The organism is Anaerobacillus alkaliphilus, assembly GCF_004116265.1.
GTDB lineage: Bacteria > Bacillota > Bacilli > Bacillales > Anaerobacillaceae > Anaerobacillus > Anaerobacillus alkaliphilus.
Genome location: NZ_QOUX01000039.1, coordinates 195,971 through 222,219 on the forward strand (window position 1 = coordinate 195,971; position 26,249 = coordinate 222,219).

Annotated in this window: 28 protein-coding genes and 1 pseudogene; 16 read left to right on the top strand and 13 right to left on the bottom strand. The window is 37.9% G+C overall.

Translation table 11 applies throughout. From position 1 onward, the window contains the following. Nucleotides 1-129 precede the first annotated feature (129 nt). The gene (locus tag DS745_RS12665; protein WP_196121247.1) at nt 130-447 is read left to right on the top strand and encodes a YfhH family protein; all 318 of its coding nucleotides are present in this window, start codon (nt 130-132) and stop codon (nt 445-447) included. A gap of 203 nt (nt 448-650) precedes the next feature. On the opposite strand, the gene DS745_RS12670 is transcribed toward DS745_RS12665, so the two are convergent. Beyond that, entirely contained in the window at nt 651-818 is a 168-nt protein-coding gene (locus DS745_RS12670) for a YpzG family protein (RefSeq protein WP_129078611.1), read from the bottom strand. A 56-nt stretch (nt 819-874) separates the two neighbouring features. After that, entirely contained in the window at nt 875-1,024 is a 150-nt protein-coding gene (locus tag DS745_RS12675; protein WP_129078612.1) for a small, acid-soluble spore protein K, read from the bottom strand. Between the two features lie 93 nt (nt 1,025-1,117). Here DS745_RS12675 and DS745_RS12680 point away from each other — a divergent pair, with 93 nt between their 5' ends. Continuing rightward, entirely contained in the window at nt 1,118-1,366 is a 249-nt protein-coding gene (locus DS745_RS12680; protein WP_129078613.1) for a YfhJ family protein, read from the top strand. A gap of 69 nt (nt 1,367-1,435) precedes the next feature. Here the strand turns inward: DS745_RS12680 and DS745_RS12685 are convergent, their stop codons facing one another. Then, the gene (locus DS745_RS12685) at nt 1,436-2,416 is read right to left on the bottom strand and encodes a metal-dependent hydrolase (protein WP_129078614.1); all 981 of its coding nucleotides are present in this window, start codon (nt 2,414-2,416) and stop codon (nt 1,436-1,438) included. Nucleotides 2,417-2,526: 110 nt separating this feature from the next. Here DS745_RS12685 and DS745_RS12690 point away from each other — a divergent pair, with 110 nt between their 5' ends. From DS745_RS12690 to DS745_RS12715, 6 genes are all read left to right on the top strand, one after another. Beyond that, on the top strand, nt 2,527-2,847 hold the full coding sequence (locus DS745_RS12690) for an MFS transporter (protein ID WP_129078615.1): 321 nt from the start codon (nt 2,527-2,529) through the stop codon (nt 2,845-2,847). 10 nt (nt 2,848-2,857) lie between these two features. Further along, on the top strand, nt 2,858-3,943 hold the full coding sequence (gene mutY, locus DS745_RS12695; RefSeq protein ID WP_129078616.1) for an A/G-specific adenine glycosylase: 1,086 nt from the start codon (nt 2,858-2,860) through the stop codon (nt 3,941-3,943). A 5-nt stretch (nt 3,944-3,948) separates the two neighbouring features. After that, nucleotides 3,949-4,707, top strand: coding sequence for an SDR family NAD(P)-dependent oxidoreductase (locus DS745_RS12700; protein WP_129078617.1), 759 nt, complete (start codon nt 3,949-3,951; stop codon nt 4,705-4,707). A gap of 85 nt (nt 4,708-4,792) precedes the next feature. After that, on the top strand, nt 4,793-6,406 hold the full coding sequence (gene ggt, locus DS745_RS12705; RefSeq protein ID WP_129078618.1) for a gamma-glutamyltransferase: 1,614 nt from the start codon (nt 4,793-4,795) through the stop codon (nt 6,404-6,406). A gap of 28 nt (nt 6,407-6,434) precedes the next feature. Next, nucleotides 6,435-7,007 (top strand): chromate transporter, encoded by a 573-nt coding sequence (locus tag DS745_RS12710; RefSeq protein ID WP_129078619.1) that lies wholly within the window; start codon nt 6,435-6,437, stop codon nt 7,005-7,007. Further along, nucleotides 7,004-7,534 carry a chromate transporter gene (locus DS745_RS12715; RefSeq protein ID WP_129078620.1) on the top strand — a complete coding sequence of 177 codons (531 nt, stop codon included), beginning with the start codon at nt 7,004-7,006 and terminating at the stop codon, nt 7,532-7,534. The genes DS745_RS12710 and DS745_RS12715 overlap by 4 nt, the downstream gene beginning before the upstream one ends. A gap of 384 nt (nt 7,535-7,918) precedes the next feature. Here DS745_RS12715 and DS745_RS25170 read toward each other — a convergent pair whose 3' ends face one another. The 3 genes from DS745_RS25170 to DS745_RS12725 are packed head-to-tail and all read right to left on the bottom strand — an operon-like array spanning nt 7,919 to nt 9,322. After that, on the bottom strand, nt 7,919-8,209 hold the full coding sequence (locus DS745_RS25170; RefSeq protein WP_241657807.1) for a hypothetical protein: 291 nt from the start codon (nt 8,207-8,209) through the stop codon (nt 7,919-7,921). Then, on the bottom strand, nt 8,199-8,354 hold the full coding sequence (locus tag DS745_RS25175; protein ID WP_241657808.1) for an AAA family ATPase: 156 nt from the start codon (nt 8,352-8,354) through the stop codon (nt 8,199-8,201). The genes DS745_RS25170 and DS745_RS25175 overlap by 11 nt, the downstream gene beginning before the upstream one ends. 11 nt (nt 8,355-8,365) lie before the next feature. After that, entirely contained in the window at nt 8,366-9,322 is a 957-nt protein-coding gene (locus DS745_RS12725) for a DoxX family membrane protein (protein ID WP_129078621.1), read from the bottom strand. 143 nt (nt 9,323-9,465) lie between these two features. Between DS745_RS12725 and DS745_RS12730 the strand changes: the two genes are divergently transcribed. Further along, nucleotides 9,466-9,936, top strand: coding sequence for an RDD family protein (locus tag DS745_RS12730; protein WP_129078622.1), 471 nt, complete (start codon nt 9,466-9,468; stop codon nt 9,934-9,936). A 35-nt stretch (nt 9,937-9,971) separates the two neighbouring features. Here the strand turns inward: DS745_RS12730 and DS745_RS12735 are convergent, their stop codons facing one another. The 3 genes from DS745_RS12735 to DS745_RS12745 form a co-directional block, all read right to left on the bottom strand. Next, nucleotides 9,972-10,934 (bottom strand): NADPH:quinone reductase, encoded by a 963-nt coding sequence (locus DS745_RS12735; RefSeq protein ID WP_129078623.1) that lies wholly within the window; start codon nt 10,932-10,934, stop codon nt 9,972-9,974. Nucleotides 10,935-10,956: 22 nt separating this feature from the next. After that, nucleotides 10,957-11,478, bottom strand: coding sequence for a hypothetical protein (locus tag DS745_RS12740; RefSeq protein WP_129078624.1), 522 nt, complete (start codon nt 11,476-11,478; stop codon nt 10,957-10,959). Between the two features lie 119 nt (nt 11,479-11,597). Further along, nucleotides 11,598-11,822, bottom strand: coding sequence for a hypothetical protein (locus DS745_RS12745; protein WP_129078625.1), 225 nt, complete (start codon nt 11,820-11,822; stop codon nt 11,598-11,600). A gap of 120 nt (nt 11,823-11,942) precedes the next feature. Here DS745_RS12745 and fabL point away from each other — a divergent pair, with 120 nt between their 5' ends. From fabL to DS745_RS12775, 6 genes are all read left to right on the top strand, one after another. Then, a complete protein-coding gene (gene fabL, locus DS745_RS12750) occupies nt 11,943-12,692 on the top strand; it encodes an enoyl-[acyl-carrier-protein] reductase FabL (RefSeq protein ID WP_129078626.1) in 750 nt (249 codons plus the stop codon). Nucleotides 12,693-12,782: 90 nt separating this feature from the next. After that, on the top strand, nt 12,783-12,941 hold the full coding sequence (locus DS745_RS12755; protein WP_129078627.1) for a gamma-type small acid-soluble spore protein: 159 nt from the start codon (nt 12,783-12,785) through the stop codon (nt 12,939-12,941). A gap of 173 nt (nt 12,942-13,114) precedes the next feature. After that, nucleotides 13,115-13,408, top strand: coding sequence for a hypothetical protein (locus DS745_RS12760; RefSeq protein WP_129078628.1), 294 nt, complete (start codon nt 13,115-13,117; stop codon nt 13,406-13,408). 163 nt (nt 13,409-13,571) lie between these two features. Further along, a complete protein-coding gene (locus DS745_RS12765; protein ID WP_129078629.1) occupies nt 13,572-14,021 on the top strand; it encodes a DUF3939 domain-containing protein in 450 nt (149 codons plus the stop codon). Between the two features lie 18 nt (nt 14,022-14,039). Beyond that, nucleotides 14,040-14,570 carry a nucleoside tri-diphosphate phosphatase gene (gene ntdP / locus DS745_RS12770; RefSeq protein WP_129078630.1) on the top strand — a complete coding sequence of 177 codons (531 nt, stop codon included), beginning with the start codon at nt 14,040-14,042 and terminating at the stop codon, nt 14,568-14,570. Nucleotides 14,571-14,688: 118 nt separating this feature from the next. Beyond that, complete coding sequence (locus tag DS745_RS12775; RefSeq protein ID WP_129078631.1) at nt 14,689-16,431, top strand: ABC transporter ATP-binding protein; 1,743 nt, start codon at nt 14,689-14,691, stop codon at nt 16,429-16,431. 284 nt (nt 16,432-16,715) lie between these two features. On the opposite strand, the gene DS745_RS12780 is transcribed toward DS745_RS12775, so the two are convergent. The 4 genes from DS745_RS12780 to DS745_RS12795 all read right to left on the bottom strand — a co-directional run bounded on the left by DS745_RS12780 (nt 16,716) and on the right by DS745_RS12795 (nt 25,381). Continuing rightward, nucleotides 16,716-17,795, bottom strand: coding sequence for an FUSC family protein (locus tag DS745_RS12780; protein WP_129078632.1), 1,080 nt, complete (start codon nt 17,793-17,795; stop codon nt 16,716-16,718). Nucleotides 17,796-18,145: 350 nt separating this feature from the next. Beyond that, nucleotides 18,146-22,618 carry a glutamate synthase-related protein gene (locus tag DS745_RS12785; protein WP_129078633.1) on the bottom strand — a complete coding sequence of 1,491 codons (4,473 nt, stop codon included), beginning with the start codon at nt 22,616-22,618 and terminating at the stop codon, nt 18,146-18,148. 358 nt (nt 22,619-22,976) lie between these two features. After that, the gene (locus tag DS745_RS12790) at nt 22,977-24,272 is read right to left on the bottom strand and encodes a glutamate-1-semialdehyde 2,1-aminomutase (protein ID WP_129078634.1); all 1,296 of its coding nucleotides are present in this window, start codon (nt 24,270-24,272) and stop codon (nt 22,977-22,979) included. Nucleotides 24,273-24,394: 122 nt separating this feature from the next. After that, the gene (locus tag DS745_RS12795) at nt 24,395-25,381 is read right to left on the bottom strand and encodes an LCP family protein (RefSeq protein WP_129078635.1); all 987 of its coding nucleotides are present in this window, start codon (nt 25,379-25,381) and stop codon (nt 24,395-24,397) included. Between the two features lie 124 nt (nt 25,382-25,505). On the opposite strand from DS745_RS12795, the pseudogene DS745_RS12800 reads away from it, so the two are divergent. Next, nucleotides 25,506-26,241 (top strand): annotated as a pseudogene (locus tag DS745_RS12800) (ABC transporter ATP-binding protein); the annotation flags it as partial. Nucleotides 26,242-26,249: the final 8 nt, after the last annotated feature.

Sequence of the window (26,249 nt, forward strand, 5' to 3'; positions counted from 1 at the left end):
GGGAAAAGCCTGTGCGTTTTGGTTTATTACTTTGCTACTAGCCAACGACTTAGTTGCAATAAGTTTTGTGATTGTGCAAAATCAGATATAATAATGTAAGAAACTTGTTAACAAAACGGAGGTATTTTCGTGGAAAAACGCTATAGTGAAATGACGGAACATGAACTGCGTCAAGAAATAACAACGCTAAATGATAAAGCAAAGAAAGCTGAACAAATGGGAATGGTAAATGAGCTTGCGGTATACGAGCGCAAGATTGTCATGGCAAAATCTTATTTATTAGATCCAGATGATTTTAAAGCAGGAGAGACATATGAATTAAATGATGGCGAAGGAACAAGCTTCACCATTTCTTACATGAATGGAATTTTTGCTTGGGGTTATCGCGAAGGCAGTGATAGGCAAAAAGAGGAAGAGGCTTTCCCTATTGCGCTACTAATAAAATAATAAGGCTCTTTTCGTAAACATTGTGGCTTTTATCCTAAAATAATCGGAATAATAACCTAGATGAAGATATCAGCTAATAAAATATGTAAGAAAAGAGCAATACTTACTAAATTAGTTGTGAATTCTAAGTATTTTTAAGCAACAAACTTTGCGAAAACAGCCAATAATAAAGCTGCCCTTAAAAAGGACAGCTTACATGTACCCTAAAATGCTCGTTTTTTCGCTTGAACGCGAAGAACGTAGTTGTGAAGGCTGACTTCAGTCTCACCATTAACTTGTGCGTAAGAGTGTTTTGGATTTGCACGTGGAGATTGGAACGGATCTTGATAATGTCCACCGAAACTACTATGGTCTTTAGTGTTCTTCTTCAAGATAAGCACCTCCTAATAGTATCCAAACAATACAAAACAAATTAGGCTTCAATTACTTATTGTCGCTGTTGGTTAGAATTTCTCATTCGCTCTTGAGGATGGGTATTAATTGAACCATCGGCTCGTTTTGAAGCGAATTCGGCTTTTGCTCTTGGTTCACCATCTAGTGACATTCGAACTGGAAACCCTTTTTCTTTGTTACGCATCGGTGAAAACCTCCTTTTTGGTACAGTAATAGTATTGGTACAAAAGGCAGGATTATAAGTTGAAATTAATGTTATGAATAGGGAGGTTTTAATATGGAAGACATATTTGAGCGATTAACAGAAAACTTAATGAGTAAAAATAGTGAACTGACTTATGATTTAGCTCGAAGTTGGGTGGAAGCACTCTGGGAGGATTTTGAATCAACAAGAGCAAAAGCTGGCAGAGAGTACGAGGGACAAGCTGTAACAGAAAGAATTGTCACACAGTTTATCGATAACTATGGCTCTAGACTCCATGAATTTGCTTCGAAAAATGAAAAATTCAAACACCTGCTTAAATAATACAAAATGTAGAATGCCTTAGCATTCTACATTTAGTTTGATATGGGTCCATAAAGGTAATTATGAAATTCATTCAGTTGCAAATTCTAATTTCTTTTTAAGGCTTTCCTCACTATAAATCCACCCAGTATAGGAACTAAGGATGTTTAGATGGTAATCTAACTTAACAATAGCAACAAATGGATAGTGTCCTTTACTTCTATAGCGTAGATCGACAAATCTTACTTCTAGGTGGTCACTTTCATCAACAACTTCCCATCGGTAGGACGGTGAAAACGAAAGGAACGCAGCTAAATTTTCATCTTGTAAAGCAGCATTTATCGTTGGATCATTTGGTATCGGCTCAAACGGATAACTTTCAAAATAATTAATTTGATCTCCTAGTGCTTGTGCCACATACATCATTTTCTTAGTACGAATAACAACATGCCACTTTTGCCATTTAAACGATGGTGAAATAAAGACATGTGTTGCATCTGGATGTTCTTGTAAGGCCTTATTATATACTTCGTTACGAGCATAAAAGCGCCAGATATAATAAAATACTAACAGAAAATATAACCCTAAAAACGTAAACCCTTGATGAAGCCCCATTTGCCAAAGAATGATTGCAGCGACATGCCCGAAGAAAATAAATGGGTCAAAAATATAGATGACACCTAATGCAATCCATTTCTTTTTAATGGGATAAAGGGCTTGAGTTCCGTATGCATTGAAAATGTCGACAAAAACATGTAAAAATACCGCTAAAAACGTCCAAGCCCACAAATGCACGATATTTATACCTGGAACGAATAACGATAAAGCTGTTGTAATTATAATTGGCCATAAAAGTACAGCAGGAATTGAATGAGTAATTCCTCGATGATTTCGAATGTATTTTGCGTTGTTTCTTAGCTTTAAGATCGTATCAAAGTCAGGTGCCTGTGAGCCAATGATGGCCCCTAACATAACAGTTTTCGCTAAAACTGGATCATTTGCGACGACTGGATCTAACGTTGCAATTGATCCTATCGCTATTCCCATGACAACGTGCGTGGCAGTATCCAAAAGTATAAGCACCTCCTATTTTATTAAAGTATAATATGTACGCCATGTAACTGTTATTATTTATATTAGTTTTACCCGAAATTATATAGATTAAAAAGGGGTTTTTCAATATGAGTCAATCTTCGTTGCAAATATTTATTGAATATAAGGTGAAAGAAGCAGAAATAGAGAAGTACGAAGGGCTTATGAAAGAAGTGTTAAAAAAGCTTACTGAATTTAGTGCTGAAAAAATAGAGTGGTTTGTAGCAACCGATCAACCGTTTTTGTATGTAGAAATGTTTCAAGTACCAACACTTGCTCATTACCAGGCGTTAAAAAAGTTGAGAAAATCAACGGATCACACTGTTTTTGGTCAATTAGATCAGTTTATTGAAGGTGGTTTAGAGAAACTAAATTGTTGGGCGTTTCAAACACAAAAAGTCCAGGACTAGAGGAGACATCATGCAACTAGAAAAACAAATATCAGCGAAACAATTTCAACTAGATTTACTCACTTGGTTTTATGGAAATAAACGAGACTTACCTTGGCGTAAAGACCAAGATCCATATAAGATTTGGGTTTCTGAAATTATGCTCCAGCAAACTAGAGTTGAAACCGTAATTCCTTTTTTTCATCGCTTCCTAGACAAATTTCCAACAATTGAAGCACTAGCCTATGCCGATGAAGGAGATGTATTAAAAGCTTGGGAAGGCTTAGGGTACTATTCTCGGGCCAGGAATTTGCAAGCTGCCGTAAGGGAGGTCCAAGAACAGTATCAAGGTATCGTACCAGACACAAAGGAAGAGATATCCAAACTAAAGGGTGTTGGTCCATATACATCAGGTGCGATATTAAGTATTGCGTACGGAAAGCCTGAGCCTGCTGTTGATGGAAACGTGATGCGTGTAATCTCTCGAATTACTGCTAGCTATGATGACATTAGCAAACAAAAAACGAGAGTGAACATTGAAAAGATCATTTCCGAACTAATTAGTGTAGAGGATCCTTCAGCTTTTAATCAAGGACTCATGGAGTTAGGCGCATTAATTTGTACACCTACTTCACCGTCATGTAATGTTTGTCCAGTTCAAGCACATTGTGCTGCGTTTGAACAAAATGTGCAATTAGAGCTCCCAGTAAAAGCCAAAAAGAAGCAGCCGAAAGAGAAGAAGCTGGTTTGTGCATTTATTAGAAATGAATTAGGTCAAGTCCTCATTCATCAACGTATGGAGACTGGCTTACTTGCAAATTTATGGGAGTTTCCTAACATTGAACTCTCAGGTGAAGCGTCACTTTCAGACCAATTACATTTATTTTTAAAAATGGAATATTTTATCGAGACAAGTATAGGAGATGAGATTTTCCACGTTGAGCACGTCTTTTCTCACTTAAAATGGGATGTGACTATTTTTGAAGTTGAGTTATTAAGTGTTGGAGAAAGTCAGAACGAACGGGCTCGTTGGGTAACTGAAGGAGATATAAAGGCCTATGCTTTCCCTGTATCACATCAAAAAATCATGAAGCATTGTCTTTTGAAAGGGGAATGATAACAATGGATTTACAACTTAAAGGCAAAGTAGTCCTCGTTACAGGTGGAAGTAAGGGAATTGGAAAAGCGATTGCGAAAGCTTTTAAAGATGAAGGTGCTGTTGTAACAATTGCAGCAAGAACAAAGGAAGAGCTAGAGAAGGTTCAAACAGAATATCAATTAGATGGTATTTACCAAGGTGACTTATCAACAAACGAAGGGCGAGAGGCTGTCTTTCAAAAGCTTATTAACGACTTTGGTACAATTGATATTTTAATTAATAATGTCGGTGGTAGTAATGGATCAACCACAATGGAAACAGACTTAACTTTATTTGAAGCAGCGATGCAGCTAAACTTCTTTTCAGCAGTCCAGTTTAGTCAATTAGCTATACCTGTCATGAGGGAAAAAGCTGATGGAGTAATTATCAATATTTCCTCCGTTTTTGGACGTGAGTCAGGTGGGAAACCGACATATAACAGTGCCAAAGCCGCGATGATTTCATTTACAAAGTCTTTAGCAGATGAGGTTATCAAAGACGGAATTCGAGTGAATGGAGTGGCACCAGGATCAATTCTTCATCCAACTGGAAACTGGCAGAAGCGACTTGAAGAAAATCCTGAAAAAATTCAGGCTTTTATCGAACAGGAAATTCCCGCAGGTCGTTTTGGAACAGTAGAGGAAGTAGCAAACGTTGTTGTCTTTTTGGCTTCTAAAAAAGCCTCTTGGATTGTGGGTGCAAGCATTAACGTCGATGGAGGGCAGTCGCGAGCAAATTTTTAAATATTTCGTCCTCCGAAATAAAAACCGTGAAAAACAACATATCTTCAATTATAATAATAGATACAATCAAAAAGGAGGTTATGAAATGTTACAAAATGATGCACTAAGTTATCCATATGCTTCACAACGTATGACTACATATGCTCAAAATGGGATGGTAGCTACTTCACAACCATTAGCAGCACAAGCTGGATTAGATATTCTGAAAAAGGGTGGCAACGCTATCGATGCAGCAATTGCTACTGCTGCCTGCTTAACTGTAGTTGAGCCAACTTCTAACGGAATTGGTGGAGATGCCTTTGCTCTTGTTTGGACAAAAGGAAAGCTTCATGGTTTAAATTCAAGTGGTCCTTCTCCTACATCTATTTCGATTGACAAAGTGAAAGAGAGAGGTCTAGAAGAAATACCAAAGTTTGGTTGGGTACCTGTGACAGTTCCAGGAGCTCCAGCTGCATGGGTAGAGTTGTCGGAAAAGTTTGGTAAACTCCCTTTAACAGAGGTTCTGCAGCCGGCGATTGATTACGCACAAAATGGCTATCCGTTGTCACCAATATTAAGTTTTTATTGGGAACAGGCATTTAAAGGCTATTCTAATAACCTAAAAGGTGATGAATTTAAGCACTGGTTTGAGACGTTTGCACCTGACGGGAGAGCCCCAAAGGCTGGCGAGCTTTGGAAGTCTGAAGGTCATGCAAATACACTACGTCTGATTGCTGAAACAAAAGGAGAAGCATTCTATCAAGGTGAGCTAGCAGATAAAATCGATGAATTCTCAAAGAAATATGATGGATTTTTAACGAAAGAAGACTTAGCGGCATTTAAACCTGAGTGGGTCGATCCAATTAGCGTATCTTATCGCGGCTATGATGTGTGGGAAATCCCGCCGAATGGTCAAGGCTTAGTTGCCCTTATGGCATTGAATATTGCGAAAGGCTTCGAGTTCTCTGAGCGTGATACAGTTGAGACATTCCATAAGCAAATTGAAGCGATGAAATTAGCTTTTGGTGATGGATTAAAGTATATTACAGAAGCTGACAAAATGTCAGTTCAAACGGAGGAGCTGTTATCAGTAGAATATGCAGAGGCTAGACGCCAACTAATTACCGATGAAGCATTAACTCCTACCGCTGGTGAACCACCCCGAGGAGGAACGGTATACCTTGCAACAGCTGACAATGAAGGTAATATGGTTTCGTTCATTCAAAGTAATTATATGGGCTTCGGTTCTGGATTAGTTGTTCCTGGCACTGGTATCGCATTACAAAACCGCGGACATAACTTTTCATTAGATGAAAACCATGATAACCGCCTTGAGCCTGGAAAACGAACGTTCCATACGATTATTCCTGGATTTTTAACGAAAGGTGATCAGCCAGTAGGGCCATTTGGTGTAATGGGTGGCTTTATGCAACCACAGGGGCACATGCAGGTAGTCATGAACGCCATTGACTTTAAACTTAATCCTCAAGCAGCTTTAGATGCACCACGCTGGCAGTGGATGGAAGGGAAAACGGTTCAGCTTGAACATACTGTACCGAACCATATTGCTCAAAGCTTAGCAAGAATGGGTCATAAGGTCGAGGTTGCTCATAATCCTGGTGGCTTTGGAAGAGGACAAATTATCTGGCGTGACCCGAAAACGGGAGTACTAGCTGGAGGAACAGAATCAAGAACTGATGGTGCTATTGCCGCTTGGTAAGCACGCAGATAGAAAAGAGGAGTAACAAATGAAGACGTATTACCAGCTTTTTGTAGCTTTTTTCAGGTCTGGGATACTCGGATATGGTGGAGGCCCTGCTTCCATCCCATTAGTACAAAAAGAAGTTGTAGATATATTTAAATGGATGGATAATGATGAGTTTGGGGATGTTCTAGCAATTGGAAATGCTCTCCCTGGACCAATAGCAACCAAAATGGCAGGTTATATTGGATACAGGGTAGCAGGATTTATGGGGATGATTGTCGCTTTATCCGCAAGTATAGTACCTACCATCATTTTAATGATATTTATCTTAACATCTCTTTCTACATTTAGGGATCAGCCTTGGGTACATGGAGCAACAAGAGCAGTTGTACCTGTTGTAGGTGTAATGATGGCTGTTTTAACCTGGCAGTTCTTTGAGAACTCAATAAAAGGTCTAGGTTTGAACAAAAGTATTGTATTAATTATTGCTAGTTTTATCTTTATTGGACTTTTAAATCTTCATCCTGGAATTATTATTGTGGCATTACTTTTGTTTGCCTTAACTAGATCCAACAAAGCATCAAAACCTAAGAAAGAAGGGGAAAAGAGCAAATGATTTTTTGGGAGATATTTTTAGCGTTTTTTATCCCTGGAATAATTGGGTATGGTGGAGGCCCTGCTTCAATTCCGTTAATTGAATATGAGGTTGTTCATCGCTATGGTTGGTTATCAGTCGAAGAGTTTGGTGAGGTTTTGGCATTAGGTAATGCTTTACCAGGGCCAATTGCAACAAAAATGGCAGGTTATATTGGTTTTGAAGTAGGAGGTATACTAGGAGCTTCAATCGGTGTGTTTGCTACAGTTGCACCATCGTTGATCCTAATGATTGCTCTTCTAAGCTTGCTTATGAAATTTAAAGACTCACCTAAAGTGAAAGCAATGACAAACCTTGTGCGTCCAACAATTGCAATCTTATTAGGTTTGATGGCATACCGATTCTTTGATAGCTCATATTTTCAAATCGGCTTTATTCAAACTGCGGCGTTAGTTATTATTTCATATCTATTGCTAGAAAAGGTGAAAGTGCACCCTGCTTATATAATAGCAGGAGCACTAATTTATGGTGGGATATTCTTAGGATAAATAAAGAAAATCGAGCAAACCTTTGGAGGGTTTATGCTCGATTTTTTTTATTTTTGCTCAGTGCCGAGCTTTTGTTTTTTTAAGCGGACAGTGAAGCCGCTATTTTGCCAAAGAACGTTGATTTGAACTTTTCGCGGACTCAGAAGACCTTATTTTACTGAAAGTCATTGATTTTGACCTATAATAAAGCAAATAGGTGCATCTGTGTCCGCGAAATTTAAAAAATGGCCTTTTTAGAAGAAATAAGGGCCTGTGTGTCCTCTAAATTAGCCAGCGACAATACTTAAGCCATCCATCTATCAAAATCGTTACTTCACTCTAATTTCATCTTGTTCTAAGAAGACATGAACTGTATCAACATGGTCCTGATCAATGATTAGATCCTTAATGATCCTCAATTTGATCTTGGATCACGCGGCGGAGAGGCCGTGCTCCAAACGCTGGATTAACTCCAAGCTCGGTCAATTTGACATTTACTTCTTCTGTAACGGTCATTGTAATGCCTTGTTCTCCTAACTTCTCCACTAAATCTCCTAGCATAATATCAACAATTTTTACTAATTCATCTTTGTCTAGGTGATTAAACTCGATGATAGCGTCAAATCGATTTAAAAACTCGGGTCTGAAGTAGTCAGCTAGTTTCTCTTTAGACAGTAGCTTGATCTTAGTGCTCAATTGAATTAAAACCTAGTGAATTCTTTTTCTTATGACTCACTCCAGCATTTGATGTCATAATAATTACTGCTTCTTTGAAGCTTACAACACGCCCCTGACTATCAGTTAAGCGACCATCTTCCATGATTTGTAGGAACATATTCATTTTAGTCAAATCTATGCAAAACGATAATAGATGAGTAAGATTGTTGCCAACACAAAAATGAAATTTAAAAAGATGAAGATAATCTGATCAATCTTCCTCGAATGCATTTGTACAGGTGGGTTATAAAAGCTTGTGTTTTCAATAATAAACGTTATTAAAATGATATGAACAATAAAGTGACCAATAACCTCAAGGAGTCCAAATAACATTGTCGTAGACACAAAAATAAGTGTCAGTACCAATGCAAGAAGTCTGTTGAGTACACCTACGACAAGAAGGTACCCTACAACAAATTCTATGAATGCACTCAGTAGAACAAATGAAGCCGGATCAAAGCCAAAAGTGGGTACGGCATGGTTTATTACAATATCGACACTCATCTCTTGATAAACCCACTTTTCAACAGCAACCCAACAAAGTGAAAGACCAGTACCTAAATAAAGTGCAGGCATCCCTAATCTCTCGAAGCGTGTTCTTTGCGTCAGGAGGGCAAATGCGAGTGCCAAATAAAAGGCATAATCAAGCATATGAAAAAGCCCAATATGTAATAACGCATCAAAAAACAAAGCAAAAAGCCCAATTGCCCCAATTTTCGTAGCTATATGGTGAGGAATTAATAACAAGATGACTACAGTAATTCCTAAAATCAATGAAAAAGTTGTTAAGTGGATTTCAGGAGCTAAAATTGAATCCCATAATAACTGCAAGATAATTGCGATTGCGGTTCCATATTTTAAAATTAAACCTGTGTAAGGTTCAAGCCTAGATAGTTTACGATCAAAGGATTTAGCAACCTTTAACTCCATTAACATAGGCACAATTTGCGGCAGAATAGCAAGGATTGCCGCAATGCCAATCGTAAGTAAAAAAAACTCCCATGTTAAGATATTTTCTATTGGTTCTCTGACCTGTGCTGCTTCTGTAAACCATTTTACGTGCTGGGCGCGAATGCTTAAATCGCTCATCATGACAATCACCTCTAGGAAAGAGTATTTCCTAAATAGGAAATTATTATTTTTTATAAGATCGATAAATAGTTTGAAAAATTCAGCAGGACAATTTACACTAGAAAAAAGGGAATTACTGTTAATACATCTGGTGAGGTGAAAGGATGGCAGTAAGAAGTGAGTTATGGATAAAAAGACTATTAGCAGATCGTTATCGTGCGAGTTTCAGCATGAGGTTCTTGAGTTTCTGTTATGACATGTTGGGTTTATTTTTACTATGGCTTCTTATTTATTCAGTAATTACGGGTTGGCTTGTCATTTCTGCTGAAGTTTCCCCCTTTGATTATTCATATCTACGAGAGCATAAACCGCACTTGTTATATCTAGCTCTCGGATGGGTTACTTTCTTCTATATCTTCATTTTCCCACTAATTAATGCTGAGAGACAGACAATGGGAATGATGCTGATTGGATTAAAAATAGTTGATGAGAACGCAGAGAAACTTACGAGGGTAGGCTTTCTTAAAAGAGAGTGTTTGAAATGGGTGTTGTTTCCAGGCTTTTTCTTAACCTTAACAAGTGAAAAACAATCCTTGGCTGATAAGCTAAGTAAAACATTTATAACTTCATATTAAAAATCACCTTGGTGTCCAAGGTGATTTTTCACATTTTAGGGCGTAATTACGACACTTCCATTATATAAATGGGCTTCAACAGCTTCATGAGCTTTGTCCGCTTCTTCAAAACGAAACGTTTTTCCAACTAAGGCAGTGAGTTGATGCTCGGACAACAGACGGCTAATTTCATTTCCGGCAGCAATCTGATGTGATTTAGGAACTGTAAATAAGAGTATTCCTAAGAGAGAGGCGTTTTTAAAATTTAGTAGTCGCCACGGAAGCTCCGGTGTATTATTCTTTGGAGAACCTACAGTAATAATTCGACCTCCAATAGATAGCATTTGCAGATCTTGATCAATGTTTTCACTTAAAGAAACGTCAAGAATAACATCTAGGCCAGAATTTTCTGTAAAAATACTTACTTTTTCAGTTACACTTTCTTCTGTATAGATAATAACTTCATCTGCTCCAGCTGCTTTAGCTATGTCCGCTTTTACTTGGTTGGAAGCGGTAGCAATAATATAAGCGCCAGTTTGACGAGCTAATTGAATGGCTGCATGTCCGACAGCTCCTGCTCCACCGTATATTAAAATTTTTTCATCTTTCTTTAAATTTGCTCTGTAAAAAAGGGCTAAGTGTGCCGTCATAAATGCCATTGCCAGTGCTGCGCCGTCAACGAAAGATAGATGTGAAGGAAGCGGAAAAATTTGTTCTTCTTCTACAGCAATAAACTCGGCCGCAGTTCCCTTAATGTTTGATCCCCAAACACGATCACCTGGCTGCCATTTAGTCACAACTGAACCTACCGCTACAATTGTACCGGCTAGATCAAAGTGAGGAATTTGTGGAAACGAGTCCACTGGCCGAATTCCTGAACGAAAATATGTATCAACAGGATTAATCCCACTAGCTCCAATCTCAATTAAAACTTCATTTTCTTTAACCGATGGTTTATCTAGTTCTACTACTTCTAGAACTTCTGGTTTTCCTTGCTTTTGGTAAACAACAGCTCTCATAACATCGACTCCTTTTATTTTTCTATTCATTTATTTCTTCAAATAGTTCTAATGATCCTTGTAGTAGGCTAATAATTTCTGGAAAATCTGAGATATGTGACTCGTTAATTTTCCGATCAAACTGAAGTGTTGTACTTAAATAATACTGAGGTTGTTTGTTTTTATTCCAATCGAAAGAGATTTGTTGTGAAATCTTTGGACGATTATCCCATAAAGATGCTAACCTATCTTGGAAAGAGGCAGGTAATACCTCGACTTCTTTTATTGGGCCTCTAACTGACAAGAGCAAATTACAGCCAGGGTGTTTTTCGTTTTCAAGAATTTCCCCATATAAATCAGCAGATTCAGCCTCTAATCTAATTGTTGCTTTATAAAGAGGTGACGTGCCAAGTAATTGAAACGTGATAGCATAATACCTAGACATTGTTGCTAAGTTCACACAATCCTGCCTATCAATAATGACTATTTCACCGTTTAAATCACGTTCGTAAATTTCCCCTTCCACAACAACCTTTAGATTTTCATAAATTGTTGGATCAAACATTGACATTACCCCTTTTATGTAATTCTTTCTTTATTATAGATAAGCTTAACTGGAAACCCAAACAAAACATTTAGACAAAAAAAACCGAACGCGTTTTAGCGTCCGGTCAGTTTACTGTCTTAGTCAAAATGAACTCTCGTGCCATGTTCATAGCTAGCATCGTCATGATTCATGCCGCCTCTAGACATTATTTCTCTCACGATCTCTCGGTGTATCGTCACACCTTCAGAATTTAAATAAGGAACAACCTGCTGTAGATTGTGATGGAAATATGCTAACTCTTGATTGGTCCAATCTGTCTTTGACATCATAGATAACTCAGTCATATCTCGGCCAACATACATGAGAGTGCCCTCCTATGGTAAGACAATTGATGAGTTTTATCATCATGCTTAGTCTTTGTAGTCTCAATTGAAACTATTCGATATAATAGATGGTATACATAGTTATCTAGGAGGAGAAAAATGGAACGAAAAGTTGCTTTAGTTACAGGTAGTAGTAGAGGAATTGGGAAAGAGATTGCCCTAAGATTGGCTAAAAATGGGTACGATCTTGTTATTAACTATGCAAGGAACAAAACTGCGGCACTAGAAACTGCGAAAGAGCTAGAAGAACTTGGGAGTAAGGTATTAGTTGTAAAAGCTAATGTAGGAAAGAAAGATAAGATTGTGGAAATGTTCGAGCAAATCGATGAGCATTTCGGTCGTCTAGATGTTTTTGTAAATAACGCTGCTTCTGGAGTACTTAAGCCGTTAATGGAGCTAGAAGAGTCTCATTGGGATTGGACAATTGATATAAATAGTAAGGCATTATTGTTCTGTGCTCAAGAAGCAGCAAAGCGTATGGAAAAGACAGGTGGAGGTAAAATTGTTTCGCTAAGCTCTTTAGGTTCAATTCGTTACATTGAGAACTACACCCTAGTTGGTGTTTCCAAAGCAGCATTAGAAGCCTTGACAAGATATTTAGCGGTTGATCTTGCTCCTAAAAACATCGTAGTCAATGCTGTTTCAGGAGGGGCGGTTGATACCGATGCCCTAACGCATTTTCCTAATCGTGAAGAAATACTTGAAAGTGCTGCAAAACGAAATCCAGCAGGAAGAATTGTTACCCCAACTGATTTAACGAATGCTGTTATGTTTTTGCTTTCTGAAGACGCTTCAATGATCTGTGGACAAACGATAATTGTTGATGGTGGTATTTCATTATTAGTGTAATTTAATACTTTATTTTACTAAAACTTTACTTTATTTTTTCGGATAAAAACACCTCCCGTGGAGATATTAATTTATGTGGAGGTGATACTCATGAAACAAAATCAAGCATCTAAAACAAATGCACAAAAAGTAAGACAACAAAACCAAGCTTCTGCTCAAGGCTTAAGCCAAGAGTTTGCTAGCGAAACAGACGCTCAAGAAGTAAGACAACAAAACCAACAATCAGCTTCTAGAAAAAACCAACAATAATCACACAAAAAGCACTCCTTTTAAACGAAGGAGTGCTTTTTCATTGTTTACCACAACCACGTCATACACTATTCTACAAAACCTCCTAACCGTCAACAAAACTAGTCAAAGGAACTTTTCTTTTTAGAGTGAATTTAATTAGTTGAGAACGAACAGGTGAAGGAGAGAACATAATGGAAGCCAATGATTTTGATAAACTAATTCAGATACAAGTTGAAATTGCTGATCAAATTCTCTCTATAGAAAATGAAATTAAGTACTATGAACGACTTGAACAGGATCTGGTAATTAAGCGAGATCGGGAGTTACATAAACAAATATTGGGATGTAAGGATGAGAAAGTCGAAACTGAATTTGCGATTCATTACATTCAAGTGAAATTACAACAAAAAAGAGAGTTATTTCACCATTTGACTAAAGCCTTTCAACATCGATCCGAGGAATATATTGAAACGATATATGGCTAAACATCGAAAATTGAAAATATTTATTTAACCACCCTAAAAAAAGGGTGGTTGTTTCATTTCAAAATCCTTTGTAAAACTGTATAATGATATAGATAGCAAAATTAGTCACATTATTAGGAAAAAAGTTTTCAAGTATTTCAAGGTCAAAGGAGGTTGGAGGTCATTGTTTTTTAAAAAAAGAAACCAAAAACAGAAAGGAGTAGTACAGTATCAAGCTATTAATGTATCTATTGAACAAGTGAGACAAGCTGTTAATGAATATGCGGACGGATTAGCAAAAGGCATCTCACTTCGCTCAATTGTACGAGATGATCACTCCATCGATGTTGATGTATTGAAAGGAATTTTAAAGGGGATCCCTAATCGTCCTTTTTATATGTCAAAAGAAACGTTTGAAATATTTGAATTAGCTGAACTTCCTGAGCAGATTGACAATGTTCAAAAAGCAGTAGATCAGTTTATACAGGAGAACGGTGAAGAACCAGTGATACCGGGTAACGCGGATAGGAAAATTAGTTATCACTTAATCAGGCATTATTTGCATGATGAACCTATAGTAGAATTGTACCTTGATAAACACGATAGAATGGTGACTCACCGACGTCCAGAATAATTTAGAAAGGAGCAAGGTATGAGTTTCCCAAAGACAGGAAGCAGCATTCAAGTCCAGAGCTATAAGCATAATGGCACAATACATCGAATTTGGGAAGAAACCATTGTGTTAAAAGGGACGTCAAACGTAGTAATTGGTGGAAACGATCGCATTTTAGTCAAGGAATCAGATGGAAGACATTGGCGAACGCGTGAGCCAGCAATTTGTTATTTTGATTCAGAGAAATGGTTTAATACAATTGGGATGATTCGATCAGACGGAATTTATTATTATTGCAACCTTGGAACACCGTTCACGTGGGACAAAGAAGCATTAAAATATATTGATTACGATCTGGATATTAAGGTGTTTCCTGATATGACGTATGTGATCTTAGATGAAGATGAGTACGAACAACACCGGAAACAAATGAAGTATCCACCTGAGTTAGATAATATCATTAAAGCGAGTATGACCGAGTTAATTAGCTGGATAACTCAAAGAAAAGGGCCGTTTGATCCGCATTTCGTGGAAATGTGGTATGAAAGATTTTTACAGCACCGTGATTAGAATAAATACCTTTAACCTCGGCAAAACTTTCGTCGAGGTTAAACATTTTGAATTTTGAGTAGTTAATTGAAGAAGTTCAATTTAGTACTCAGAATGCAACGAAGAAGGTGGTTTCTACTTGGACAGTATAAAGCGTTATTTGCAATTTGTTAAACCATATAAAAAGGAAATTATCGGGACCGTTATGATTGGGATGTTGAAATTCGGAATCCCGTTATTTATGCCCTTAATTCTTAAGTATGTCATTGACGATATAGTTGGGGCAGAGCATTTAACAAATGCCGAAAAAATATCAAATCTAACATGGCTCATGGGAATTGTTTTCCTCGTTTTCCTTGTGTTCCGCCCGCCGGTAGAATATTATCGCCAATATTTTGCTCAATGGACAAGTAGTAAAATTCTGTACGATATACGCGATCAATTATTCACTCATATACAAAAATTAAGTCTAAAATTCTATTCTAATCGAAAGTCTGGGGAAATTATCTCAAGAGTTATTCATGATGTAGAGCAAACAAAGAACTTTATCATTACTGGTTTAATGAATGTCTGGTTAGATATGTTTACAATCCTAATTGTGATAATCATTATGTTTACAATGAATGTGAAATTAACGATTGTAGCAATTATATTATTGCCTCTATATGCCATCTCAATCAAGTTCTTTTATGGTCGATTACGTTCACTTACCAAAGTTAGATCACAATCGTTAGCTGAGGTTCAGAGTCATCTTCATGAAAGACTTCAAGGAATGACGGTTATTCGTAGCTTTGCGTTAGAGGATTATGAGCAAAATCAATTTGATAAGCGAAACTCTAATTTTTTAACAAGAGCTCTAGACCATACCAAGTGGAATGCAAAGACTTATGCCGTTGTTAACACAATTACTGACATCGCTCCTTTACTAGTGATTGTTTTTGCTGGGATTTTGGTCATTAATGAAAATTTAACGATTGGTGCGATGGTAGCTTTTGTGGCTTATATGGACAGGTTATACAATCCGTTAAGACGATTAGTGAATTCTTCAACAACATTAACCCAGTCAGTTGCTTCAATGGACCGTGTCTTTGAGTTTATTGATGAAAAATACGATATTGTTGATAGTCCAAAGGCCAAAGATCTCAAAAATGTCAAAGGTGATATTACCTTTGATCATATAAGCTTTGCCTATGATGAAGGCAAGGAGCCTGTATTGAAGGATATTAACCTTTCCGTTAGAAGTGGCGAAACAATCGCTTTTGTAGGAATGAGCGGTGGGGGAAAAAGCACCTTAGTTAGCTTGTTGCCAAGGTTTTACGACGTTACGAAAGGAAAAATCTTGATTGACGGTGAAGATATTCGTAATTTCAAAGTTCGTTCATTAAGAGATCAGATTGGAATGGTTCTTCAAGATAACATTATTTTTAGTGATTCTGTAAAATTTAATATTTTGATGGGAAAACCAAATGCGACGGATGAAGAAGTAATTGCTGCAGCAAAAGCAGCAGATGCCCACGAATTTATCATGGGGTTACCTGAAGGATACGACACCGAAATTGGAGAGCGAGGGGTTAAGCTTTCCGGTGGTCAAAAACAACGTCTTGCGATTGCTAGGGTATTCTTAAAGAGTCCACGGTTACTGATTTTTGATGAAGCTACATCTTCGCTAGATACTGAGAGTGAACACTTTATTCAAGTAGCTTTAGAACGTCTTGCTAAAAACCGTACAACTTTTATTGTTGCACATCGACTCTCAACCGTGACTCAAGCTGATCGGATCGTAGTTATTGAGAATGGTCAGATTGTTGAGATGGGGACACATGAGGAATTAATCAGAAAAATGGGCACCTATTGGAAGTTGTTTGAAGTACAACAAAGTTAAGAAGAACGAGGAAGATGCGAGTGTGTTCTTGCATCTTTTTTTTCTTATAAAAAGGCTGTTTTCGCAAAGTTTGTTGCTTTCGTAAAAATCTCAAAAGCCGGATTTTTACACAAATTATTAATAATTCACCACTAAATTAGTAAGTACTGCTCTTTTCTTACATAATTTATTGGCTGACTTCTTCATCTAGGGTATTTTTCCAATAATTTTAGGATAAAAAAGCGACAATGTTTACGAAAAGAGCCTATAAAAAAACCAATGCAAGAGTATTCTCGCATTGGTTTTTAATCTTCTCGATCCTTAATATTCACTTTGTTTTCTTGTTTATGGTATTTGAAGAAGCTATCAACTAATTTATCTAGGTATTCTAGTTGATCACTATATTCAACGATCTTGGCGATAACAGGGAAGAGATGAAGCCACTCTTGCGAATCAATTTCTTTCTTCTTGTAAAAATCGATGAATAACTCTGTTAACTCTTGTTTTCCCAAGCAGACCTCTTGAATAGATTCTTCAGTAGTATGTGTTTTCACTTTTCCTACATACTTTAATAAGATCCGTTCATGATAATTAGTTAGATAATCAAGGCGCTCTCTAATTAGTGATTGTAATTCATCAGGCATGTGATGAAGTTCATTTTCGCGTCTATTGAGTGATTTCAAGATTGATAAAGCCTTGTTAGAGGTTGCGATCATTTGACGAAAGAGAACGACTTTCCGTGCTTTTGAATATTGACGTTTCCTTAAATAGTTTCGTTCTTCTTTATAGAGAAGGAACAAACTAGTAATTTTCACCATTGACTCTTTGAGTCTCGATAAATCTTTTTTTAGCATCTTTTGTTTGGCATCGTATCTTGTTAATAGCCTAATCCACTTGATAATATTCTCAGTAGTATCTGAAATTTTGTGATACAACTGAGTTTCGTGTTTCGGTGGTATAAATAACAAGTTGACAATAAAGGCAGAGAATACACCAACCATAATTAAGAAAAAACGTGAAGAAGCGAAAGCAATAAAATCATCTGTAGGAGTTTCCATAATGATGATTACTGTTACAATGGCTAATGGGATGATTGACTCCATTTTCAGTTTAATATTAATGGCAATAACTATGATAACGACAACCCCGACAACAAAGGGATGATGTCCAAAGGTTAAGACAAAGACAATCGCTAAAATAGCACTAAGGATATTTGCTTGAACTTGTTCTAAGATCGTTTGAAAACTTTTTTTAATAGACGGCTGGATCGCAAAAGTGGCTGCTAACGCCGCAAACATTGGTGGATTTAAACCTAGTAACATTGCCACATATAAAGACAGGGTAATGGATAAACCGGTTTTAAAAATCCGGGCTCCAAGTTTCATAAGATAGATAATTCCTTTCGTTAATAAATTTGCTATTGTCCCTTAAGGTAATTATGAAATTCAGTCATATACAAGGAATATGATAAGCTTGTTTTATTTATACTTTAAGTTTACCTAAAAAATAGTCCATTGAAACGTAATATACACCGAATTCCAGTAACATTCAAGGTACAAAATCCTGAACTTGCTGATGTTTCCGCTTACATGAAAAAAAGAGGTGGGGGATGATTGTGCTTTAGTAGAAAGGGCGGAAACTAGAGCACATAATCCAATGAAACAACCCCTCATTGTATTCCTTCACATATAAAAAAGACCAGACCTCAACTAACGAGGCCTGATCTCTATCTTAATTATTCAGTAGATACTGATGGATCTGCTTGTTCTTTTGTAGGAATGACTTGTAGGAAGTGTTCCTCAGGGTCAGCTAGCAGCATAGCAATAACTTCAGCTTCTTCTGATTGTCCATTGTCTGCAAGAACATTTTTATACTTTGTTAATAGTTCTGTTAAATCATCAATGCCTTTATTAGATAAAGGTTGAATAGAAACTTTGGCACCTTTTGCAATCCGCTTGTGCAGAGCTTCTTTTGTTAAACCTACCTCTGGTTGATGGCGAAGGTAAACAACCCCACCAGTCATGCCCGCACAAATCCATGGACCTGGATCGCCTAGTACAACCCCACGTCCATTTGTCATATATTCAAAGGCAAAGCCTTTGATATTAGCATGAACGCCGAGATTTGCATAATAATCAGCGCGTAACGGTTTCTTTACTCGGCCACCAATAATAATGTCTGCACCGGAAAGTCTAATTCCCGCTCTCGCGTCAGCATTTCCTTGGATCATAAAGAGACCTTTTTGCGCTCCGTATCCTGCCCCTTTTCCGACAGAACCATTGTAGTATCTTCCGTCACGACCTTCCGCTTTAAGGATGGCAAATGAACCACCGAATGCAGTTTTACCTACACCGTCTTGGGCACCACCATGAACATTGATCGCAACACCAGCACTATTATAGGCTCCTAGACCGTTACCAGGAATTGAACCGTTTTTAAAGTTTAACGTAACCTCTGGTAAACTACGGTATGAGCCGTCTAGCTTTCCGCGTACACGGTGACATGAAACACGACTACCAAGCACACGTTGTTCTGCAGTTACTTGCGTAAATTCACGAGATTGAGCTAGTTCTTCCACATTATTGTCTAAGTACTCAGCTCCAACAGCAACAGCTAAGCGGCCTTCTTCAATTTGTGATTTTGCTTCAAATTGAGAGATATCAGTAATTGAAAGTGTCTCTAGCATACTCGTTAAATCCATTTGGTCTAAACCACGTGTTTGCGCTAGTAAGTCTGAACGACCGACTAAGTCTTGTGTACGTTTCGCACCTAGTGCAGCAGTTAATACTTGAAGCTCTTTACCGAATGCTGTAAAAAGGTTCATTAATCCTTCGACAGCCATGTCAAATTGGCGAGGAACAAATCGGCGCAAGCCATGTTCTTTAGCTTGTGCTTCTGTTTCAATTTGTGTAGCAATCCCTACGTGACACGTATCAAGGTGACAACCACGACATGTTGTACAACCAACTGCAATCATCGCAAGCGTACCGAAACCAACGCGGTTTGCTCCTAAAAGAATAACTTTCATAACGTCTAAAGCACTACGCATTCCGCCGTCAGCCCAAAGCTCGACAGAATTTCTAAGACCAGCTTCAAGTAAGGCATTGTGAGCTGCCTTGACCCCGATTTCAATCGGCAAGCCAACGTGTTGTAGGGCATGAACACGCGCTGCACCTGTACCACCATCAAATCCACTTAAGGTAATATAATCTGCACCAGCTTTCGCTATACCAACAGCGATTGTACCGATGTTAGGAACGATTGGTACCTTAACAGCAACTTTCGCTTGGTCGTTAGCTGTTTTAAATTCAGTAATAATTTGTGCTAAATCTTCAATAGAGTAGATGTCATGGTTATTTGAAGGCGAGATCAGGTCAGAACCAGTTGTCGCATTACGAGCAGCTGCTACTTTCGCTGTAACCTTTGAGCCTGGTAAATGTCCACCTTCACCTGGTTTAGCACCCTGACCAATTTTTAATTCAATTAGATTTGTAGAATTCAGTAACTCGACGTTAACCCCAAATCGACCAGAGGCAACTTGTTGCCCACGTGTATTCGGGTATTTACCGAGCATATCTTTAATTTCTCCACCTTCGCCGTTAAATGAGATCATGTTCAGACGATCTGCTGCTTCAGCATATGCACGGAAAGCAATTTCATTTTGAGACCCGAAGGACATGGAAGAAATCATAAATGGTAAACTATGCTTTTTCACACTTACATCAACATCCTCAGGATTTAAAGGTTTAGATGATTTCACTAAATCCGTTAGATGTCGAATGGAGATTGGATTTTTCAACTCTTGTTCTTCTAATTTGTTTTTATAGTCCTGATAAGGAGCGTTTCCGGACGCTAAGTCACCAATGGACTTCCAAATACGAGGGAAGAAGTGAAATAACTTTCCTGGTCTTGCGCCTTCATTATTAAAATCTTCTGCACGTGCCAAACTATCTTGTTTCATTGTTTCAAAGTTAAAGGCTACTTCTGTAGAGCCTAAGAAGTTAACAATGTTTAATACATCAGATACTTCTTTGTTTAAGCCCATGGCAGAGAATAAACGACCGTATCCACGTAGCTCATGAATACCAAGAGTTGAGATAACTTTTTCTAATCCTTTATTTAAGGCAGTATATAACTGAACTGCTGGTGCATCACTTTGTTCTACAACTGTGGCAAACATTAAGTAAGGGTTAATGACATCTGCCCCTAAACCAAATAACACAGCAATATCATGAAGAGAACGGATGCTACCAGAGCGAGCGATAATAGAACAATGACGGCGTAGTTGTTTCTCAGTTAGACCTTGATCGAGTGCAGAAACAGCCAAACTCGGATCTAACCATAATTGATCTTTTTTATGGGCTTTTTCGTCATCAAGTACTAAAACCGCTGCGCCACCTTCAATCGCCGTTGTAGCTTCGCTAACAAGTCTTGTTAGAGCATCAGCAATAGACTCTTCTTTGGAAAATGAAAGTGCTAAATAGTACACTTCATCTGTCTTTTTGAAGTGCTCAATCACTTGTTCATAAGACGGATGATTTTCCTTACTAGCCAAGTATTCACCAGGAGATCCTTCAACTACTAAAGGTGATACAACCTCAATGACGTTGAAAGGTGCTTCCTGAAATGGTGACGGTCGTTTACCGACGATTACACGAGTAGAGAAATGCTCCATTTCACGGTCGCGGTCAATCGCTGGATTTGTAACAACGGCAACACTTTCTTTGATAAAATCAGCCAAATTCTTACGGCCTGGATCAATGGCAGCTAAAGGAGCATCGTGACCTAAAGAGCGTATTGGTTCTACACCTTTTTCAGCCATTTGTTCTACCATCTGAATGTGTTCACGCTCCCACCCAAATGCAGAGTAATAGTTATTTGTGACTTTTAATTTCATTTTAAGTGGAGTATCCACTTTTTCAATTGTTGCAACTAATCTCGAACGACTATCTGTAACATTCAGACGTTTTTTCATACGATTATAAACTTCTTCTTGAACTTCTTCATGGAAAAAGACATGGATTGTGTCGTCTTCGTTCCATTTCATGCCTACTTTTTCACCAGGAGCAAGTGGCTTTGGTTCAGCAACAAACTCACTTGAAGGCAGGATCCCTTGTTCTGATGAGAAGTAATAAGAGCTATCGTTTTCGAGCATCCAGAGTGGACGTAAGCCTAAAGAGTCTAGAGAAAATGCAGCTTCGTCACCGAAACGAGAGATAATTCCTGCTGGGCCTTGAGCAAAATGTCCCCATGCTTCCCGAATGTAAGTATATAAATCTTGTAAATGTTCTGGGAAAGCTTTCATTTCATTAATAATTGGCGGGAACATGATCTCTAATGCTTCAAATAACGAATAATTATGTTTGCAAATAAACGTCTCAAGAGTACGGCTTAAATCTTGGGAATCACTAGCTCCATCTACAAGTGGAACACCAAGCATAGTAGCTTCGTCCCGGAGTTTTGCAATTGTATTAATCTCCCCGTTATGACCAATCACACTAAATGGCTGAACGCGGAAGAAATTTGAAAGGGTATTTGTTGAATAACGATTGTGTCCAAGCGTCATTGTTGAAGCGACAAGCGGATTAGCTAAATCAGAGTAAAATTTAGGTAGGATATCACCTGCACCTAGCACTTTATAGACAGCATGGTATTGGCTTAGTGATACCACATGAACCGTTAAATCTTTCTCGATTTCAACAGTTAGGTCAAATAATTTACTAGAAAGTTTTTCGACATTATTCTTTGAAAGTAAGGCAACCTGCCAAAAACAAGGTTCTTCTCGGCGACCCATTGGACCAAGGGCTAAAGTATTTGTGACTTGGTCAGACTCAAAAACAATTTCAAAATTGGCATCAGAAAAATGGGAGCGAATAGTTTCCTTCACATTTTCTACATTTGCTTGTTTTCTAATAAATAAATGGCCGACAACAAAATTAGGGTTTGTTGCAAGTTCAGGGTTTTGATTAGTTTGTTGTAACTTTTCTTTCCAGAGTGTCCGTGGGATATCGATATGGATCCCAACACCATCGCCTTCTTCGTTGATAAATCCAGCGCGATGGTTCATTTTTACTAGGGCATCAATAACGTCATCAATATTTTTTTTTGTAGGAATACGTTTTTTTTCAATTGCAGAAACAATTCCACAGGCATCGTGTTCCTGATTTTTAAAGCCAGTAAAATTTTCAGGGGTCCATTTCTTTTTCATTCGTCTTGGTCAGAATATGCTGACCTTCACCTCCTAAGTAAAAGTAAACAGCCTCGCTCATAATCGTTACTCAAAGAAGCTAAGGTCCATTTTGATACAACAATTTCATAATCAATCTCTTTTTGGCATTGATTTAGTCCAAATCAATCGCAAAAATTGTCAGAATTATAAAACAAGTATACAATGAGTTCAAAAATAAATCAATCAATATATTCATTTTTTTGGATAGAGTATTCAAGAATTATTTGTGGAAAAAGGAAGGTTTTGTCCACTGGCTACAACAAATGTAAACGTTTCCAACGGTTAAATAAGACAACCTCTGGAAATCGATTGATCACCAGAGGTTGTCATTGTATATTTATGCATTTTTTAAAGATTTAAATGTATTTTCAACAGCGTTTAATGTATAGGTAATATCTTCTTCAGTGTGCTGGGTAGTTAAAAACCATGCTTCGTACTTTGAAGGAGCTAAATTTATTCCCTCATTAATGATTAGTTTAAAAAATTTCGCAAACATTTCTCCATCAGTTTGTTCGGCTAAATCGTAATTGGTTACTGTCTCGGTTGTAAAATAGACAGTTAATGCACCTTTTAGGCGATTGATCGTAATTGGTATATCATATGTTTTTGCTAGTGCGGAAATGCCTTGCTCTAGTTTTTCGCCTAGCTTGTCTAATTGTTCGTATACACCCGGTTGACTGAGTACTTCTAAGCACGCAATGCCGGCACTTATGGATGCTGGATTTCCTGCCATTGTTCCTGCTTGATAGGCTGGGCCTAAAGGTGCTACTTGCTCCATGATTTCTTTTCTTCCACCGTAAGCACCAATTGGTAAGCCTCCACCAATGATTTTTCCGAGTGCGGTGATGTCAGGTTCAACTCCTAATAAGTTCTGAGCGCCACCGTACATAAAACGGAAAGCGGTAATAACTTCATCATAGATCACTAGTGCCCCAGCCTTGTGCGTCAGCTCATTGACTTTTTCTAAAAAGCCAGGAAAAGGTTCAACAATACCGAAATTCCCGACGATTGGCTCTACAAGTACAGCAGCAATTTCTGTGCCCCATTTGTCGAGCGCTTGTTCATAAGCTTCAATGTCATTAAATGGAACGGTAATTACTTCTTTTGCAATACTTTGAGGAACACCTGCTGAGTCAGGCGTGCCGAGGGTTGAAGGTCCTGATCCGGCCGCGACTAATACTAGATCAGAATGGCCGTGATAGCAACCGGCAAACTTGATAATCTTGTCTCTTCCTGTGTAGGCTCTTGCAACCCGGATTGTTGTCATTACAGCTTCTGTCCCTGAATTGACAAAACGAATTTTTTCCATAGAAGGAATTGCTTCTTTTAGCATTTTAGCAAATCTTACTTCTAGGGCTGTTGGCGTTCCGTATAGAACCCCATTTTCAGCAGCGGTCGTAATAGCCTCTGTTATATGAGGGTGGGCGTGTCCAGTAATAATTGGCCCATAAGCTGCTAGATAATCAATGTACTTATTACCATCTACATCCCAAAAGTAAGCACCTTTTGCTTTTTCCATAAAGATCGGAGTTCCGCCACCGATGCCTTTATATGATCTGGATGGACTATTTACTCCACCGACGATATGTTGTTGAGCTTCTTCATATAATATATCTGATTGTTTGCGTTCCATAAAAACTCTCTCCCTACTACTTACAAAGATACCTGTATTGTATCGAAAATAATCACAAGATGTAAATGGAGAATGAATGAAGTTGCTTGTATATTTTTACATTCAAAATTCTGAATATACAGTTATAGAGTAGTATCTTCGTCTGATTTTAAAAAATCCTTAATAAGTGTTTTTTTATCTTGGAGTTCCTCTTCCGGAATAATTTCAAACCATAGTCCGTTTCGGCGATCACCTTCACCTGTTATTGATAGGGTTGTGATGTTTTCTGATGAAAAATCAGAGTAATGGTGGCCGTAGGTAATGATCTGTTGTAATGACAATGTCGTATCAACGGTTTTAAACATGGATCTTAATAAAGCAAAGGATTCTCTGAATGTTCGTTTCTTTAACAATTCATGTGATAACTTCGTTAATAATTGCCGCTGACGTTCTGTTCGTTTATAATCGCTGTCGTGGTTGCCATCCAAGCTTTTTCGAAAACGAACAAAATATAGGGCTTGTCTACCGGTTAATCTTTGTAGGCCCTCTTCAATAACAAACTCATCGTGAGCCATCCGTCGATCCACATTCATTTCAATTCCACCGATTAAATCAATCATTTTTTCGAAGTTAGTGTAATCAATAGAAGCAGTTTCTTGGATGTCTATATTTAGCCAATTTGAAACTGTCTTTCTTGTTAACTCTGGTCCACCTAGTTGGAAAGAGCGATTTAGCTTATGATACCCATGACCTGGGATCTCGATATAAGTATCTCGGGGAATGGACATTAGCATGATTTCTTTTGTTTTTGGCTGCGCGAGGGCAAGCATAATTGAATCTGAACGACCATACTTTTCGTCAGTTGTTTTATCAACACCAAACAGTAGCATTGTTAGAGGTTTTGGTGTTTTTTTTATGGAAAAAGGACTTTGAGGTCGTTTGTTTTCGGTTTTGGAAATTCTTGGTACTCGTTCTTCGAATGCTTGAACGTCATCTGCTTCTAGAGGCTCAAGCTCCACCATATGTGATTGATTTTGTTGGGATAAATCAATCGGCTGAAAAGCTGAGTAGGCTGCAAGAAAACCAAAGAGAACTACGCAACAAATAATAACCTTTTTAATTGGTATCACCCCACTGAAACAAGATTTTTACTTAGCATTCCCAAATTTAGTTGGGTTACACGGCGAACTACTTGATGGAATAGCGACAACGAGTTAAACTAGATTAGCTGAAAAAATCAGAGGGAATGATTAAATAATGAATGTTATTGAAGTTCAACAGTTACGGAAAGAATTCAAGTCGTATTCAAGTCGTTCGGGGTTGTCGGGGGCGTTTCGAGATTTGTTTACGAGAAATTATAAGGTCTTGGCAGCGGTCGATAATATCACCTTAACCGTAAAACAAGGAGAAATGGTTGGGTACATTGGTGAAAACGGTGCAGGTAAGTCTACAACAATTAAAATGCTAACGGGAATTTTAACTCCAACCTCAGGGACGATTAGGGTTAATGGCATGGACCCTCATAAACAGCGTGAAGAATTTGTGCAAACAATTGGTGTTGTATTTGGTCAACGCTCCCAGCTTTGGTGGGATATAGCTGTCCAAGAGTCGTTTCGTCTATTAAAGAAGGTTTACCGTGTTTCAGATGAAGACTATGAAAACCATATGGGTCATGTTATTGAAACGTTAGAAATCGGCCCTTTATTAGATAAGCCGGTAAGGAAGCTTTCGTTGGGACAACGAATGCGTTGTGAGCTTGCAGCAGCTCTCATTCACAATCCACCACTGTTGTTTTTAGATGAACCTACTATTGGGTTAGATGTATTAGTGAAATTAAAAATTCGTAAGTTCTTAAAAGAAATTAATGAAAATTATAAAACAACGATTATTCTTACAACTCATGACATTACAGACATTGAAGCTCTTTGTGAAAGAGTCGTCTTATTAGATGAAGGGAAAATTGTGTATGATGGTAGACTTGATAAACTACAGGCTAGT